The sequence below is a fragment of the Thermasporomyces composti genome (assembly GCF_003386795.1).
Lineage (GTDB): Bacteria > Actinomycetota > Actinomycetes > Propionibacteriales > Actinopolymorphaceae > Thermasporomyces > Thermasporomyces composti.
In genome coordinates this window covers 636438-651627 of record NZ_QTUC01000001.1, presented here as the reverse complement: position 1 = coordinate 651627, position 15190 = coordinate 636438, and the positions used below count along the sequence as shown (strand labels likewise).

Sequence of the window (15190 nt, the reverse complement as noted above, 5' to 3'; positions counted from 1 at the left end):
CTGGACCGGACGATCCCGAGACGGTGTCGAGCTGTCTGTGGCTGAGGCACTCCCGGTGAGACGTCCGGGCTGTCGGGGTGTGGCTGTCTGGATTGTGGCTACCGGGGGTGTGATGGTCGGGTGCTGGCCGGCTCAGCCGAGCCTGACGACGAGGGAGGCCCGGTGCGACTCGACGTCGTGACGATCTTCCCCGACTACCTCGCGCCGTTGCGCTTGTCGCTGGTCGGCAAGGCCGTCGCGGCGGGCATAGTGGATCTTCGGGTTCACGATCTGCGCGAGTGGACGCACGACAAGCACCGCACCGTCGACGACACGCCCGCTGGCGGCGGACCAGGCATGGTGATGCGGCCGGAGCCGTGGGGGGAGGCTCTGGACACGCTCGCCCCTCCGGGCGGGCCACAGCCTCGACTGGTCGTCCCCACGCCAGCTGGCGTGCCCTTCACACAAGCGTTGGCCGACGAGTACGCCGCTGAGCCGTGGCTGCTCTTCGCCTGTGGGCGTTATGAGGGGATCGACCAGCGGGTCATCGATCATGCCGGGCAGCGGATGCGGGTCGACGAGGTCTCCATCGGTGACTACGTGCTCGCCGGCGGCGAGGCCGCGGCGCTCGTGATCATCGAGGCGGTGGTCCGGCTCCTGCCCGGCGTCCTGGGCAACCCGGAGTCGCTCACCGAGGAGTCGCACACCGGCGGGCTCCTCGAGTACCCCGTCTACACCAAGCCGGCGCACTGGCGAGGCCTCGACGTCCCGCCCGTGCTGTTGTCCGGCCATCACGGTCGAATCGCTCGATGGCGCAGGGACCAGGCGCTTCGCCGGACGGCACGCCGCCGGCCGGACCTCTTGGCCCGCCTGCCCGCGGAGGCCCTGGACGCCAGGGATCGGGAGGTCCTGGCCGAGGAGGGGTGGGTACCGGAGGAGTGAGGCGGCGCTGGCCGGTGCCGGCCGCCTGCCTGCGTCGTCTCCGCTTCTCCGTCGTCCTTTTGTCCCGTGTATCCGCTCGGGTGGCTCCACGGACCGCCCGCAGCTTCTACGCTGGGTCGGGGATTCTGCCCTGCGTTCCGGGGTCACGGGCGGCGATCGCCGGGCTGATGTTCCTGGCGACCGGCCCGTGTGAGAGACTTGGGCGCTGGCGTTGTGCGGACCCGTACCGCAGTCACCCGCTTCTGCCACAGGGGAAGCGTGGGACCGCCCTCGTAGCCGAATCCCGCGAGCTTCGACATGCCCGCATGAACCCGATGGTGACCTGTGGCACCACGAGGAGAGACATGACCACGCTCGATGCCGTCGAGTCCGCCCATCTGCGCAGCGACATCCCGTCGTTCCAGCCGGGCGACACGCTCAGAGTTCACGTGAAGGTCGTCGAGGGCAACCGGACCCGGGTGCAGGTCTTCCAGGGCGTGTGCCTCAGGCGCAGTGGATCGGGGATCAGGGAGACGTTCACCGTCCGCAAGGTCAGCTTCGGCGTCGGTGTGGAGCGGACGTTCCCGGTGCACAGCCCGATCATTGAGAAGATCGAGGTCGCCTCGCGGGGTGACGTCCGCCGGGCCAAGCTGTACTACCTGCGTGGACTGCACGGTAAGGCCGCCAAGATCAAGGAGCGGCGGGAGCCAACTCCCGGGCAGTGAGCCTGCCAGCTAGGCTCGGGCCCCAGGGCGCGACCAAGATCGCGCACGGAGTAGTGGGTTGATCTCGGGGAGGGGCGCCGAGGTGGGGTCCAATGAGGAGTCGCGCGGCAAGGGCTCAGGCGGAAAGGGCTCTCGTGACCGTGGCAACGAGCGCTCCTTCTGGCGTGAGCTGCCCGTTATGGTCCTACTCGCCCTCGGGCTCGCGCTCCTGATCAGAACCTTTCTGATCCAGGCCTTCTACATCCCGTCGGAGTCGATGGAGCGCACGCTCCTCGTCGGCGACCGGGTGCTCGTCAACAAGCTCGCTTATCGGTTGGGCGAGATCCAACGCGGGGACGTCATCGTCTTCAACGGCGCGGACTCGTGGGAGAGCGAGGTCGTCGTCCCGGAGCCCGGGAGCTTCGCCCAGCGAGCCCTCCAACGGGTGGGGGAGTTGTTCGGGTTCTCCACGGTGGGCGAGAAGGACTTCATCAAGCGGGTCATCGGCTTGCCCGGCGACAGGGTGCAGTGCTGCGACGAGAAGGACCGCATCCTGATCAACGGCACGCCCCTGGAAGAGTCGTCCTACATCCACCCGGGTGACGTCCCCTCCCAGGACCCGTTCAACATCGTGGTGCCACCTGGTCGGGTCTGGGTCATGGGCGACCATCGGTCGGAGTCGGCCGACTCGCGAGCGCACCTCTCCGACCCCGGCAACGGCACGATCCCGATCGACAAGGTGGTCGGCCGGGCCTTCATGATCGTCTGGCCGCTCGACCGGTTGGCCCTCCTCAACCGGCCCGAGGCCTACGCCGAGGCCGGCCTCGCCGCGCCAGCCACGCCGGATCTGGCCGAGAACACCGCCGGCACCGCCGCGCTGGCCGGGTTCGCCGTGGGTTCTGCCCCGGTCGCCGCGGCGGTGGCGACCGTCGTCCCCGTGGTGGGAACCCGCCGCGTCCTCCGACGTCACCGGAGGCGTGGGGAGCGGTCGCCCGGTCGCCCACACGTCGACGACAGCTGTCGTCGAGGTCCGCACGATCACCGAAGCCGCCGCGGTCCCACCAGGCGTCCGCCCCGAGGTCCAGGGTCGCCGCGGTCGACCCGATGACAGGGCGGCCGGGCCCCCACCCTCGTCGGCCGGGCACCCCCCGTCGGCTGGGCACCCCCCGTCGGCTGGGCAGCCTCGGTCGGCCGGGCACATGGTCGGGACGGCGGACCCAGCAAGGTGGGGTCGGCCCCCACCCGGTTGGGGTGGCAGCGCGGGGCAACAATGGGCTGAGCTGGCGGGTGTCGCCGTCCGAGCGGTGATCAGGCAGTCCGGCGATCGAATCCCGAGGAGGTCGCATGCGTCCTTCCCGGCGGGTGCTGGTTCGCAGGGACGCAGGCATCTACGCCTACGAGCGCGCGTTGCTGCGGGCCGGCATGGCACCTGTCGCTGGAGTCGACGAAGCCGGGCGGGGCGCCTGCGCGGGGCCGCTCGTCGCGGCCGCAGTCATCCTGCCTCCCGGGCGCCGAGGGGAGATTCCTGAACTCGCCGACTCCAAGCTGCTCACCCCGAAGGCGCGGGAGCGGTGTTACGACGAGGTGGTGCGGCGGGCACTGGCCTGGTCGGTGGTCGTGGTTCCGCCCGCCGAGTGCGATCGACTCGGGATGCACCGGGTGAACGTCGAGGCCCTGCGACGGGCGGTCTTTCGCCTCGACCAGCGGCCCGCGTACGTGCTGACCGATGGTTTTCCGGTCGACGGCGTCGGGGTGCCGACCTTGGCGGTGTGGAAGGGCGACCGGGTGGCCGCCTGCATCGCCGCGGCGTCGGTGATCGCCAAGGTGACACGCGACCGGCTCATGATCGAGCTCCACGAGCGTTACCCCGCGTACGATTTCGCCACGCACAAGGGATACTGCACACCTGACCACCAAGCGGCACTAGAACGTCACGGAGTGTCTCCCGTCCATCGTCTCCGCTGGGTCAACGTCATGCGGGCGGCCGCCGCGGCCGGTGTCCCACCGGGTTCGGCTGGTGTCTGGGAGATGAGTGACAATGGCCCGGGAGCCGTCGGCCCGGAGGACGCGCCCGGCGTCACGCCGTCGACTGGGACGAGGGACGAGGACTTGGTGAATGTGACTGCGGGAATCCCGCGTCGGGGAGGAGAGCGCGCGTAATGAGCGCCGAAGACCTCGAAAAGTACGAAACCGAGATGGAGCTCCAGCTCTATCGGGAGTACCGCGACGTCGTCAACATCTTCAAATACGTCGTCGAGACCGATCGACGCTTCTACCTCGCCAACCACGTTGACCTGAAGGTCCGCAACGAGGGCGGCGAAACGTACTTCGAGGTCACCATGTCCGACGCGTGGGTGTGGGACATGTACCGGCCCGCCCGCTTCGTGAAGAACGTCAAGGTCGTCACGTTCAAGGACGTCAACATCGAGGAGCTCGCGAAGAGCGACTTCGATCCACCCAAGGACGGCTTCTAGGGCGCAGGTTCTAGGTGGCTGGTCTGGCCCGCGGCGCGGCGTGCCGACGGCTCCGCCGCGGCCTCTCTGGTTCGGCTGACTGACCTCGGCGTCTCGTGGGCGCAGGCGGGCGGCGTCTGGCCGTCCGCGGGAGCAGGGTCGTCTGCGCAGCACCGTCCCCACGATCGCCCTCGGACGGTGGGCAGCACATCGGCGGACGGCCGTCCCTGCGCCTCGGGTTGTCCACAGGACGCTCGCCGGCGTTCTTCTCCACAGCGCCGTCGAACGACACGGCCTCCGGTCACCGTGGGCCGCAGCATGGTGGCCGGAGGTGACGTCGGTGCGACGGAAAGACCTGATCGGACGCCATGGCGAGGAACTCGCCGTCCGGCACCTGCAGGCGAACGGGTTCGTCGTCCTCGCCCGCAACTGGACGTGTGACCGTGGCGAGATCGACATCGTGGCTCGCGATGGCGACGTCCTCGTGGTCTGCGAGGTGAAGACCCGCACCGGGCTCGGCTACGGGTCGCCCTTGGAAGCGCTGACCCGGGAGAAGGTCACGCGGCTGCGCCACCTGGCCGCATGTTGGCTCGCCGAGCACCAGGTCCGGCCTCGCGCGGTCCGAATCGATGTGGTGGGCATTCTGCGACGTGGCGCGGCCCCGGCGGTCATCGAGCACGTGCGTGGGGTGGAGTGACGTGGCGCTCGCGCGTGCACACTCGGTCGCCCTCACTGGGGTTCAAGGGCACATGGTCGACGTCGAGGCCCACATCGCCAACGGCCTCCCCGGCTTCAGCCTCGTGGGTCTGCCCGACGCCGCGCTGGCGGAAGCTCGGGCCCGAGTCCGGGCCGCCGTCGCCAATTCGGGGCACGACTGGCCGCAACGCAGGCTCACGGTCGCCTTGTCGCCTGCCACGTTGCCGAAGGCCGGTGCTCACTTCGATCTCAGCATCGCGCTGGCCGTGCTCGGGGCCGCCGATGTCGTTCCCCGAGCCGCCTTGGACGACGTGGTCGTGCTGGGTGAGCTGGGACTCGACGGTCGGGTCAAGCCGGTGCGCGGGACGCTGCCCTCGGTCCTCGCAGCGTCGTGCGCCGGTCGGCGCCGGTTCGTTGTCCCCGAGCCCAACGTCGCCGAGGCACGGCTGGTTCAAGACGCCGAGGTGTTCGGCATCCGCTCGTTACGCCAAGCGATCGCCCTTCTGCGCGACGAGGAGGTGCCGGACGAGCCCGCCTCCCCCCACGAGGAGGTCGTCGACGACAAGACGCTCCGCAGCCGCACCGACCACCTCGAACGCCTCGACCTCGCCGAGGTGCTCGGCCAAGCCGCCGCACGCCGCGCCCTCGAGGTCGCGGCCGCAGGCGGCCACCACCTGTTCCTGTCAGGTCCACCAGGGGCCGGCAAGACGATGCTGGCCGAACGCTTGCCTGGCCTCCTGCCTGATCTGACGCTGAGCGAGGCCCTGGAGGTGACCGCGATCTATTCCGTCGCGGGCCTCCTACCAGCGGACGCGCCGCTGCTCACCCGCCCTCCCTTCTGCGATCCGCACCATTCCGCGTCGTTGCCGGCGATCGTCGGTGGCGGGGCTCGGGTGGCTCGGCCGGGAGCGGTCTCCCTTGCGCACAGGGGCGTCCTGTTCCTCGACGAGGCCCCTGAGTTCAAGCCATCCGTCCTCGACGCGCTGCGTCAGCCACTCGAGCACGGTGAGGTGGTCATTGCCCGATCTGGTGGCACGGTACGCATGCCGGCACGGTTCCAGCTCGTGCTCGCCGCGAACCCGTGCCCGTGCGGTCAGGCCTACGGCAAGGGCCTGTACTGCACCTGCAGCCCTCAGGCACGCAGTCGCTACCAGCAGCGGCTCTCGGGGCCCATCCGTGACCGGATAGATCTGTACCAGCCGGTCGAGCCTGTGGCGCGAGCGGAGATGGTGGCCGACCAGCGCCTGGTCGAGTCCACTGCGGTGGTGGCGGAGCGGGTGCGAGCCGCACGCGAACGACAGCGCCACCGCTACGCGGACACGCCATGGACCCTCAATGCCCATGTCCCGGGATATGAGCTGCGCCGTCGCTGGCCACCCGACCACGACGCACTGCCGGCGGTCGAAGAGCTGCTGGCGTCGGGCGCGATCAGCGCCCGAGGCGTCGACCGAGTTCTACGCGTCGCGTGGACAGTCGCCGATCTCGCGGGACGAGCTCGACCCGGGCGTCGAGACGTTCTCACCGCTCTGACCCTTCGACTCGGCTACGAGCCGCGGCTCGCCGGGCGCCAACGCCAACGGAGGGTCGGATGACCGGGCAGGGGAAGATCCAGTCCCCACGAACGGACGAGCCGCCACGCGTGACGGAGGCCGAGCGGCGTGCCCGTGCAGTCCTTCTTCGGCTGGGTGAGCCTGGTGATCTCGTCCTCGCTCGCTTCGTCGACCACCACGGTGCCGAGGAGGCGGTGGAGGCCATTCGCTCAGGGACGTTCCCAAGTCGCCACCTTGGCGGGTACCAGGCACGGCTGGCGACCGCCGACGGCGGCCGCGACCTCGAGAGAGGCGAGCGGGTGGGCGCCAGGCTGATCTGCCCCGGCGACGAGGAGTGGCCCCCGTGCCTGGAGGTGTTGGCCACAGCGGGTGACATCGACGGACGCGGTGGAGTCCCCCTGGCGTTGTGGGTTCGCGGCCGTGCGAATGTCCGGCACCTCAGCGAGCGCGCCTGCGCGGTGGTCGGCGCCCGAGCGGCGACCGAGTACGGAACGTACGTCGCCGCCGAGCTTGCCTCCGGACTGGCGGATCGGAGCATCGTCACCGTCTCGGGTGGCGCGTTCGGAGTCGACGCCGCCGCACACCGGGGAGCGCTCGCGGCCGGCGGCCCCACGGTGGCGGTGCTCGCCTGCGGTGTCGACGTTCCCTACCCCCGCGCGCACGAGCAGTTGCTGGAGTGGATCGCGGCGGACGGAGTGCTGGTGAGTGAGGCACCGCTGGGGGCGACGCCTCGACGGCCGCGGTTCCTCGTCCGTAACCGCCTCATCGCCGCGCTGACAGCCGGCACAGTCGTCGTCGAGGCGGCTCTGCGGAGCGGAGCGCTCAACACGGCTGCTTGGGCGCAGCGCTGTCACCGCGAGGTCATGGGTGTGCCCGGCCCTGTCACGTCCGCTGCCTCGGCGGGCGTCCACCGGTTGCTCCGCGACGGCGGGGCGGTCGTGGTGACCGACGCTGCCGAGGTCGCCGAGCAGATCGGTCGCATTGGTGAAGACCTTGCGCCGCCCAAGACGGGGGAGCGCCGCGCTCGCGACGACCTCGACCCACTCGCCCGCCAGGTCCTCGAGGCCGTGCCTGTGCGACGCGGCAGCGGTCTGGCCAGCATCGCCGCCACGGCGGGTGTGTCAGCCGATGAGGCGCTCGCGGCGCTCGGGCATCTCCTCGTGGCAGGCTTCGTCGAACAGCAGGGCAACGGCTGGCGGCTGTCCGCTCGGGAACGCCGAACCCGCAAGCACGTGTCAACGGTGGTCCGCGAACGCCTCTAGGTGCACGCCCTCGCCGACGGTCGTTCGCACCCTCGCGTTGTCAGGTCACCTCCCGTGGCTTGCGATGGCCCGCCTTGTGGCGAAGGTTCGAGGGAAAGGTGGGCGCGCGTCGCTTGCCATGGGCGGCGCACTTCGTTCACGGTCAAGGTGTGGAAGCCGGCAGCGCAGCGGGTCACACGCAGATGCGAGGACACGAGCAGGCATCGGTTGACGAGCCGAGCCGGGCCGGTGTGCGGCTGCTCGCTGAGTTCGAGCGTCATCTCGTCGTCGAACGTGGGCTTTCGCCGCATACGGTCCGCGCCTACATCGGTGACGTACTCGACCTCATGCGCTACCTCGCCGCCGGCGGTCGCCGTGTGCCGGTCACGCCGGCGAGCGGGCGACCGACCAAGGCGGAGAAGGCAGCGGAACACGCTGACCTGCCCACGGTCAGCCATGTCCCCGACGACCACGATCACCGACAGCGTGCCGGTGAGCAGCGGGCCTCCGAGCACGACAGGCCCCGAACCCCCGTTCACGAGGAGGGCCGATCAGGCGCGGTGGACGAGGACCAGTCAGGTGCGGTGTCGCCAGAGCTGGTGGACCTGACGCTCCAATCCCTTCGAGCCTGGTTGGGGACCATGCGCGGTGACGGGCTGGCCCAGACCACCCTCGCCCGTCGAGCGGCTGCGGTACGAACCTTCACGGCGTGGGCCCACCGCCGTGGCGTCCTCGACCACGACCCAGGTGCTCTCTTGAAGACACCGAAGGCCCAGCGCCGCCTGCCCGCTGTCCTCAAGCAGAGCGAGGCGCGCAGACTCCTCGAAATCGCTGGCAAGGCGGACGACGGCGATCCAGTCGCGAGCCGCGATCGCGCGGTCCTGGAGCTGCTGTACGCCACCGGGATTCGGGTGGGGGAACTCGTCGCTCTCGACCTTGACGACATCGACGACGAGCGTTGGGTCATCCGCGTGATCGGCAAAGGCGGTAAGGAGCGCTCAGTGCCCTTCGGCGCTCCGGCGGCGGAGGCGTTGGAGAGCTACCGCCGCCACGGCCGACCCGCGTTGGCGCGTGCCGACAGCGGTCCCGCGCTCTTCTTGGGTGTGCGGGGCCGACGCCTGGACCCCCGGACGGTTCGGCGGATCCTCGACTCCAGACTCGCGGATCTTCCTGAGGCTCCGAGGATCGGTCCCCACGGCTTGCGCCACTCCGCCGCCACCCATCTGCTGGAAGGTGGTGCGGACCTTCGCAGTGTCCAGGAACTGCTCGGTCACGCGTCGCTTGCGACGACGCAGATCTACACCCATGTCACCGCCGAGCGGCTGCGTGCCGTCTACCGCCAGGCCCACCCGCGCGCCTGAGACACCGTGCTTCTTGGCAGGTCTTTCGTCTCCTGTGCCTGGCGCCACACCTGGTCAGCCACCACCTGCGGTGGGCTGCTCTCAGACCGCCACCGTCGGTGGGCGCTCGCTACGACGGAGAGGAACGACTGTGCTGTCAGCCGAGGTCACGGCGCCAGGTGAGGTAGGGGGACGCGGCGTCGGGTTCTCCCACGGCAAGCGGCGGGCATTCATCGCCCTCACGACGAGTGTCGCGGTCGCCGCGCCCGCCACCACGCCCCCGATGAAGGCAGTGAGACTCCGCGTGCCGGAGTCCCTGTCCGGCTCGCGAGGCTGGTCCTCCAGTTCTGCGCCTGACCGGCCACGGCTCGCTCGCGCGGGGGCCGTCACCGCGGCCGCCCGCGTCGCTGAGTGGGCCTCGGAGACGGCCGAACGATCGTCCTCCAGGCGCCTTGATCCGGGTGCTGGGCTGGAGATCGCGGTCGAGACGCCAGGCGCGGTGGCCTCGTGTGCCGACGCTCGCCCGCCCGACCGGATGACACGGACTGGACTGGCCCGCGGAAGCCGATCTTGACCGAGGTGAGGCAGCAGCCGTGGGGGACCCGTGGCGATCAGGGACAGCGGGTCGAGGTAGCGGTCGCCCTGACGGAGGCCCCAGTGCAGGCAGGCCATGTGCTGGCAGTGGCTCCGGTCGGTCGTCAAGGTGCCCAGGACGCTTCCGGCGGCCACCCGTGTCCCCGCGCGGACGGCGGGTGCCACCGGCTCGTACGTCGTCCGCAACGCCCCGTGGGAGACGCTCACGACGCCGCGTCCGGCGAGAAGGCCCGCATAGACGACCACGCCTGCCCCGGCCGAGCGAACTGCCTGACCCTCCGCCCCCGCGAGGTCGACACCGCGATGTCCGGCGCCCCAGGGGTGGGATGGAGGGTCGAACAAGCGTTCGATTTGAGGTGGTGACAGCGGCCACGTCCAGGTGACGGTCGAGCGGGCACCGTCCGTGGAGCTCGAGCGGTCCGCGGACGTCGACAGGGCGTGGCCCGTGGTGACGGCTGCGTGGGCGGGCTCGGCTGGGCCGGTCGGGCCGAGGAGGGCGACGACGGCAGCCCCGATCGCGCCCACGAGGCGAGAGCGGGTGCCTCGGCGGCGCTGGCTCTGACGCCTGCTCCGCGACGCCGGACCACCACTGTCCCCGTTCGTGGCACCGGCGCCCTCCTGCGACCGTTCGCCCTGGTCCGGGCGGTCCGCCGTGCTCGGGCGGCGCCACCACCGGCGGCGGGGCCCTGGACAGCGGGACGGCTGGGAAGGTTTGCCGGCCCGAGGGCGGGGCCAGCAGCCTTGAGGAGGGGGAAGCCAGCGGTTCGTGGGCAACGGACGGTGACGCCACGACGTGACGACGGGGGAACGCTGTGCAGGGATCGTCATGGAGGTGATCGTCAAGGGGACGTGGCGGTGCCTCCAGGTGGGATGAGGCGAGGTGTGGACGACGACGCGGTCCGGGGAGGCTGTGGACAACGGGCTCGTCAGGGAACGGAGTCCGGCGTGGACCCCGTGAAGGTGTGGACCCCGTGAAGGTGACGAATCGGCGCCCTGGGACATCGCCGCCACGCCACGGCGGGCGGGGCGGTCCACCGCGATCGAGTACACTTTGGCGGGCAATTCCGCCGCCCGCGCCCGCCGGTTCGTGGGGTCCTCGCTGGTTCGCGCGACGCTCTGGCTTGGCTCACCGCACCGGGCGGCGCACGGGGTGCCCGGAGACACCGTGTCGCCAGGTGGGCAAATCGGCGGAAAGCCCGCAACAGGAGAAGACAAGACTACGCACGCTCGCTTGTCGCGTCGCGCATTCGACGTGAGCACGTCTCTCGGTCCCCGCACAGTCCCGCGGGGCGGTACGTGCGCGAGCGTCAGGGGCCACGGCCGTCCGGCCGCGGCCGAGGAACCGAGAGCGCGCCCACGCGGGCGCTAAGGAGGGAAACGCGGCCATGGCCGTCGTCACGATGAGGCAGCTGCTCGAGAGTGGCGTTCACTTCGGGCACCAGACGCGACGCTGGAACCCGAAGATGAAGCGCTACATCTTCACCGAGCGCAACGGCATCTACATCATCGACCTGCAGCAATCGCTGTCCTACATCGACCGCGCGTACCAGTTCGTCAAGGACACCGTCGCCCGCGGCGGTTCGGTGCTGTTCGTCGGCACCAAGAAGCAGGCCCAGGAGGCCATCGCCGAGCAGGCGATGCGCGTCGGCATGCCCTATGTCAACCAGCGCTGGCTGGGCGGCATGCTCACCAACTTCCAGACCGTCTACAAGCGCCTGCTGCGGTTGAAGGAGCTCGAGGAGATCAACTTCGACGACGTCGCCAGCTCGGGCATGACCAAGAAGGAGCTGCTCCAGCTGCGGCGTGAGCGCGACAAGCTCGAGCGGACCCTCGGGGGTATCCGGCGCATGCAGCGGCTCCCGAGCGCGGTCTGGATCGTCGACACCAAGAAGGAGCACCTCGCGGTCGATGAGGCCAAGAAGCTCGGGATCCCCGTGATCGCGATCCTCGACACCAACTGCGATCCGGACGAGGTTGACTTCCCCATCCCCGGCAACGACGACGCCATCCGGTCGGTCTCCCTCCTGACCCGCATCGTGGCCGACGCGGTGGCCGATGGACTGATGGCGCGGGCCGGCGTGAGCGACGAGTCGCAGGTGGGCGCCGAGGAGCCTCTGCCGGAGTGGGAGCGTGAGCTGCTCGCTCGCTCCGAGAGTGGCGAGAGCGCGCCGACCGCGGAGGCCCAGGCCGAAAGCGCCTCGAGCGCGGAGCAGTCGGCAGGTGAGGGAGCCGGCTCGGAGGGTACGAGCGCGACTCCGGAGTCGTCGCCCGCGGGTGAGAGTGGCGACGCGGCGTCCAGCGAGTCTGGCGCCTGAGAGCCCGGGCTTCCTCCGTGTGGACCGACGCCATCGACATCGACATCGACCGAAGAGAGCGACTCACACACGATGAGCACCTTCACCACCGCTGACGTCAAGCGGCTTCGGGACGCGACCGGAGCCGGGATGATGGACTGCAAGAACGCCCTGCAGGAGGCGGAGGGCGACTTCGACCGAGCCGTCGAGATCCTCCGCGTCAAAGGGGCTGCGAAGGCCGCGAAGCGCGCGGAGCGTAGCGCGGGCAACGGCCTCGTCGTTGCCAAGGACGGCGCGCTGCTCGAGCTGAACTGCGAGACCGACTTCGTCGCCAAGAACGAGCAGTTCCAGGCGCTCGGTGCCGAGCTGGTCGCGCTCGCGAGCCAGACGCGGCCGAGCACGCCCGACGAGCTGGTCGCGGCCAAGCTGCCGGACGGCCGGACCGCTGGTGAGGCGCTGGACGGTCTCGCCGCGGTCATCGGCGAGAAGCTGGCGATCGGCCGGGTGGCGGTGTTCGACGGGAAGACCACCGTTTACCTGCACCGCCGAGCCACCGACCTGCCGCCGCAGGTGGGCGTGCTCCTCGCCTACGAGGGGGACGACGAGGAGGCCGCCAAGGCGGCCGCGATGCAGGTGGCGGCGATGCGCCCGCAGTACCTCACCCGGGATGAGGTTCCCGCGGAGGTCGTCGAGAACGAACGCCGCATCGCCGAGGAGACCGCCCGCAATGAGGGCAAGCCCGAGCAGGCAATCCCGCGGATCGTCGACGGGCGCCTGGAAGGCTTCTTCAAGGACGCGGTGCTCGTGGAGCAGCCGTCCGTGCACGATCAGAAGAAGACCGTGGGACAGCTGCTCGCGGAAGCGGGTGTCACCGTGACGCGCTTCGTCCGGTTCGAGGTCGGTCAGGCCTAGGCCGTTCGCACGCGTGGCGCGGCGGGTCGGGTACGCACCGACCTGAGGAGGCAGGGCCAGCGAGGCGGACGGACAGGAGGCGAGATCGTGCAGGTGACCATGGGGGTGGGTTCGTGACGACGACCAAGACGATCTCGAACGGTCCGACGTCCGCGCTGGTGCCGTACCGGCGAGTCCTGCTCAAGCTGTCCGGCGAGGTGTTCGGCGGCGGCAAACTGGGTGTGGATCCCAACGTCGTCGCCAACATCGCCGCACAGATCGCGGAAGTGGTGCGGGGCGGGGTCCAGGTCGCCGCTGTCGTGGGCGGAGGGAACTTCTTCCGAGGCTCCGAGCTCCAGCAGAGCGGCATGGACCGCGCCCGCGCCGACTACATGGGCATGCTCGGGACGGTCATGAACTGCCTGGCCCTGCAGGACTTCCTGGAGAAGGCTGGGGTCGACACCCGGGTCCAGACGGCGATCACCATGGGGCAGATCGCCGAGCCCTACATCCCGAGGCGGGCGATCCGACACCTGGAGAAGGGTCGGGTGGTCATCTTCGGCGCCGGCTCCGGCATGCCCTATTTCTCCACCGACACCGTGGCGGCCCAACGGGCCCTGGAGATCGGTGCGGAGGTGCTACTGAAGGCGACATCCGTCGACGGCGTCTACGACGCGGACCCGAAACGCGCGCCCCAGGCGCGGAAGTTCGAGCAGATCAGCTTCGCCGAATGCCTGCGCCGTGAGCTCAGGGTGGCGGACGCGACGGCGTTTAGCTTGTGCATGGAGCACGGGTTGCCGATCATCGTCTTCAACCTCCTCAAGGACGGCAATATCGCCCGCGCCGTTCGAGGTGAGAGGATCGGGACTCTCGTCTCGGCCGACGCCTGATCGGGCGGCTGGTCGACCGCCTGTCGGCCCGGCGAGGCGACCGATCGGGACGTCCGTGCCGGATGGAACGAACGGGTCCGATCACGCGTCGGCATGTGCGCACACCGGTAGTGCACCCGCCGGCCGACGGCCGAGCAACCGAGGGACAAGGAGATCACGACCGTGACCATCGACCAGACTCTCCGCGACGCGGCACAGAAGATGGGCAGGGCCGTCGAGGTCGCCAAGGAGGAGTTCGCGGCGATCCGCACGGGCCGGGCCCACCCGGCGATGTTCGCCAAGATCCAAGCCGACTACTACGGCAGTCCGACTCCCATCCAGCAGCTGGCGTCGTTCCACATCCCCGAGGCGCGGCTCGTCGTCATCACGCCCTACGACAAGAACGCGCTGGGCGCGATCGAGAAGGCCATTCGGGACTCCGACCTCGGGGTCAACCCCACGAATGACGGGAACGTCGTCCGCGTCGTGCTGCCGGAGCTGACCGCAGAACGTCGCAAGGAGTACGTGAAGCTCGCTCGCCAGAAGGCGGAGGAAGCGCGGGTGTCGGTGCGTAACGTGCGCCGGCACGCCAAGGAGACGCTCGACCGGCTCGCTCGGGACGGCGAGGTGGGCGAGGATGACGTCGCCCGGGCCGAGAAGCAGCTCGACGCCGAGACGCGCAAGTACATCTCCCAGATTGACGAGGTGCTCAAGCACAAGGAAGAAGAGATCCTCGAGGTCTAGGGCGGCGTGGACACCCGAATCCGACCTCGGAGCCAGCACACGACGCGACACATCGTGACCGAGCCGCGTGGAGGGGGCGACGACGTCCCAAGCAAGTCCCGTAATCGTTTCGGCCGCAACCTGACCGCCGCTATCGGCGTGGGGTTGCTCCTGGCCGCTGTCGTCGCCGCGTCGCTCTTCATCGTCAAAGCGGTCTTCGTCGCCTTCGTCGTCGTCGCGGTGAGCGTCGCGGTGATCGAGCTGTCCCGCGCGCTGCGGCCGGCCGGAGTCCGGCTGCCGTTGCTTCCCCTGCTGGCCGGGGTGGTCGGGATGTTGGTCGGCGCCTACGTGGGGGAGACCCATGCCTTGGTGGCCGCACTCGGCCTCACTGCCCTCGCGGTCTGCGTCGGGCGGTTGCCCGGCGGCCGCGAGGGTTTCGTCCGTGACGTCACGGCTGGCCTCTTCGTCGCGCTCTACGTCCCGTTCCTCGCCGCCTTCGCAATGCTGCTGCTCCGCGAGGAGGACGGTCCGCTCCGGGTCGTGGTCTTCGTCGCCGTCGCGGTCGCCAGCGACATCGGCGGCTACGCGGCGGGAGTGCTGTTCGGACGGCACAAGCTCGCGCCCACGATCAGTCCCGGGAAGACGTGGGAGGGACTGGCCGGCTCGACCCTGTGCTGCCTCGTCGCGGGAGTCGCGGGCGTCGTCTTCCTGCTGCACGGCTCCTGGTGGGCCGGGCTGGTCGTGGGGGCCGTCGCGACCGTCACGGCGACGCTCGGTGACCTGGTGGAGTCCATGCTCAAACGGGACATCGGGATCAAGGACATGGGGAGCCTGCTCCCGGGCCACGGAGGTGTCATGGACCGTCTGGACTCCCTCCTGCCGACCGCTGTGGTGAGCTGGCTCGTCCTGAGCCTGCTGGTCCCGGTGGGATGACG

14 protein-coding genes and 1 pseudogene are annotated in these 15190 nt (G+C 70.0%); 14 read left to right on the top strand and 1 reads right to left on the bottom strand.

Annotated features, from left to right (window positions below; all coding sequences use genetic code 11):
• The first annotated feature begins 162 nt into the window (after positions 1–162).
• The 9 genes and pseudogenes from trmD (at position 163) to DFJ64_RS02765 (ending at position 8905) form a co-directional block, all read left to right on the top strand.
• Complete coding sequence (gene trmD / locus DFJ64_RS02805; RefSeq protein WP_115851778.1) at positions 163–921, top strand: tRNA (guanosine(37)-N1)-methyltransferase TrmD; 759 nt, start codon at positions 163–165, stop codon at positions 919–921.
• Between the two features lie 344 nt (positions 922–1265).
• Positions 1266–1625 carry a 50S ribosomal protein L19 gene (rplS, locus tag DFJ64_RS02800; RefSeq protein WP_115849020.1) on the top strand — a complete coding sequence of 120 codons (360 nt, stop codon included), beginning with the start codon at positions 1266–1268 and terminating at the stop codon, positions 1623–1625.
• Positions 1626–1707: 82 nt separating this feature from the next.
• Positions 1708–2712: a signal peptidase I gene (gene lepB, locus DFJ64_RS02795; protein WP_115849019.1), complete on the top strand. Its 1005-nt coding sequence runs from the start codon at positions 1708–1710 to the stop codon at positions 2710–2712.
• Between the two features lie 236 nt (positions 2713–2948).
• Positions 2949–3590: pseudogene (locus DFJ64_RS02790) on the top strand (ribonuclease HII); the annotation flags it as partial.
• Between the two features lie 173 nt (positions 3591–3763).
• Positions 3764–4078, top strand: a complete 315-nt coding sequence (locus DFJ64_RS02785; RefSeq protein ID WP_115849017.1) for a DUF2469 domain-containing protein — start codon at positions 3764–3766, stop codon at positions 4076–4078.
• A 319-nt stretch (positions 4079–4397) separates the two neighbouring features.
• Positions 4398–4754 carry a YraN family protein gene (locus DFJ64_RS02780; RefSeq protein WP_115851777.1) on the top strand — a complete coding sequence of 119 codons (357 nt, stop codon included), beginning with the start codon at positions 4398–4400 and terminating at the stop codon, positions 4752–4754.
• A gap of 1 nt (position 4755) precedes the next feature.
• The gene (locus tag DFJ64_RS02775; protein WP_115849016.1) at positions 4756–6345 is read left to right on the top strand and encodes a YifB family Mg chelatase-like AAA ATPase; all 1590 of its coding nucleotides are present in this window, start codon (positions 4756–4758) and stop codon (positions 6343–6345) included.
• Positions 6342–7565, top strand: a complete 1224-nt coding sequence (dprA, locus tag DFJ64_RS02770) for a DNA-processing protein DprA (RefSeq protein ID WP_115849015.1) — start codon at positions 6342–6344, stop codon at positions 7563–7565. Before DFJ64_RS02775 ends, dprA begins: the two co-directional genes overlap by 4 nt.
• A 149-nt stretch (positions 7566–7714) precedes the next feature.
• Positions 7715–8905, top strand: coding sequence for a tyrosine recombinase XerC (locus tag DFJ64_RS02765; protein ID WP_245940920.1), 1191 nt, complete (start codon positions 7715–7717; stop codon positions 8903–8905).
• 81 nt (positions 8906–8986) lie between these two features.
• Here the strand turns inward: DFJ64_RS02765 and DFJ64_RS02760 are convergent, their stop codons facing one another.
• Entirely contained in the window at positions 8987–10306 is a 1320-nt protein-coding gene (locus tag DFJ64_RS02760; RefSeq protein WP_115849014.1) for a M23 family metallopeptidase, read from the bottom strand.
• 557 nt (positions 10307–10863) lie between these two features.
• Between DFJ64_RS02760 and rpsB the strand changes: the two genes are divergently transcribed.
• The 5 genes from rpsB (at position 10864) to DFJ64_RS02735 (ending at position 15188) form a co-directional block, all read left to right on the top strand.
• A complete protein-coding gene (rpsB, locus tag DFJ64_RS02755) occupies positions 10864–11793 on the top strand; it encodes a 30S ribosomal protein S2 (protein ID WP_115849013.1) in 930 nt (309 codons plus the stop codon).
• 72 nt (positions 11794–11865) lie between these two features.
• Entirely contained in the window at positions 11866–12684 is an 819-nt protein-coding gene (tsf, locus tag DFJ64_RS02750) for a translation elongation factor Ts (RefSeq protein WP_115849012.1), read from the top strand.
• Between the two features lie 155 nt (positions 12685–12839).
• A complete protein-coding gene (gene pyrH / locus DFJ64_RS02745) occupies positions 12840–13553 on the top strand; it encodes a UMP kinase (protein WP_115851775.1) in 714 nt (237 codons plus the stop codon).
• Between the two features lie 168 nt (positions 13554–13721).
• Positions 13722–14276, top strand: coding sequence for a ribosome recycling factor (frr, locus tag DFJ64_RS02740; protein ID WP_245941263.1), 555 nt, complete (start codon positions 13722–13724; stop codon positions 14274–14276).
• Positions 14277–14330: 54 nt separating this feature from the next.
• A complete protein-coding gene (locus DFJ64_RS02735) occupies positions 14331–15188 on the top strand; it encodes a phosphatidate cytidylyltransferase (protein WP_245940919.1) in 858 nt (285 codons plus the stop codon).
• The last annotated feature ends 2 nt before the right edge of the window (positions 15189–15190 follow it).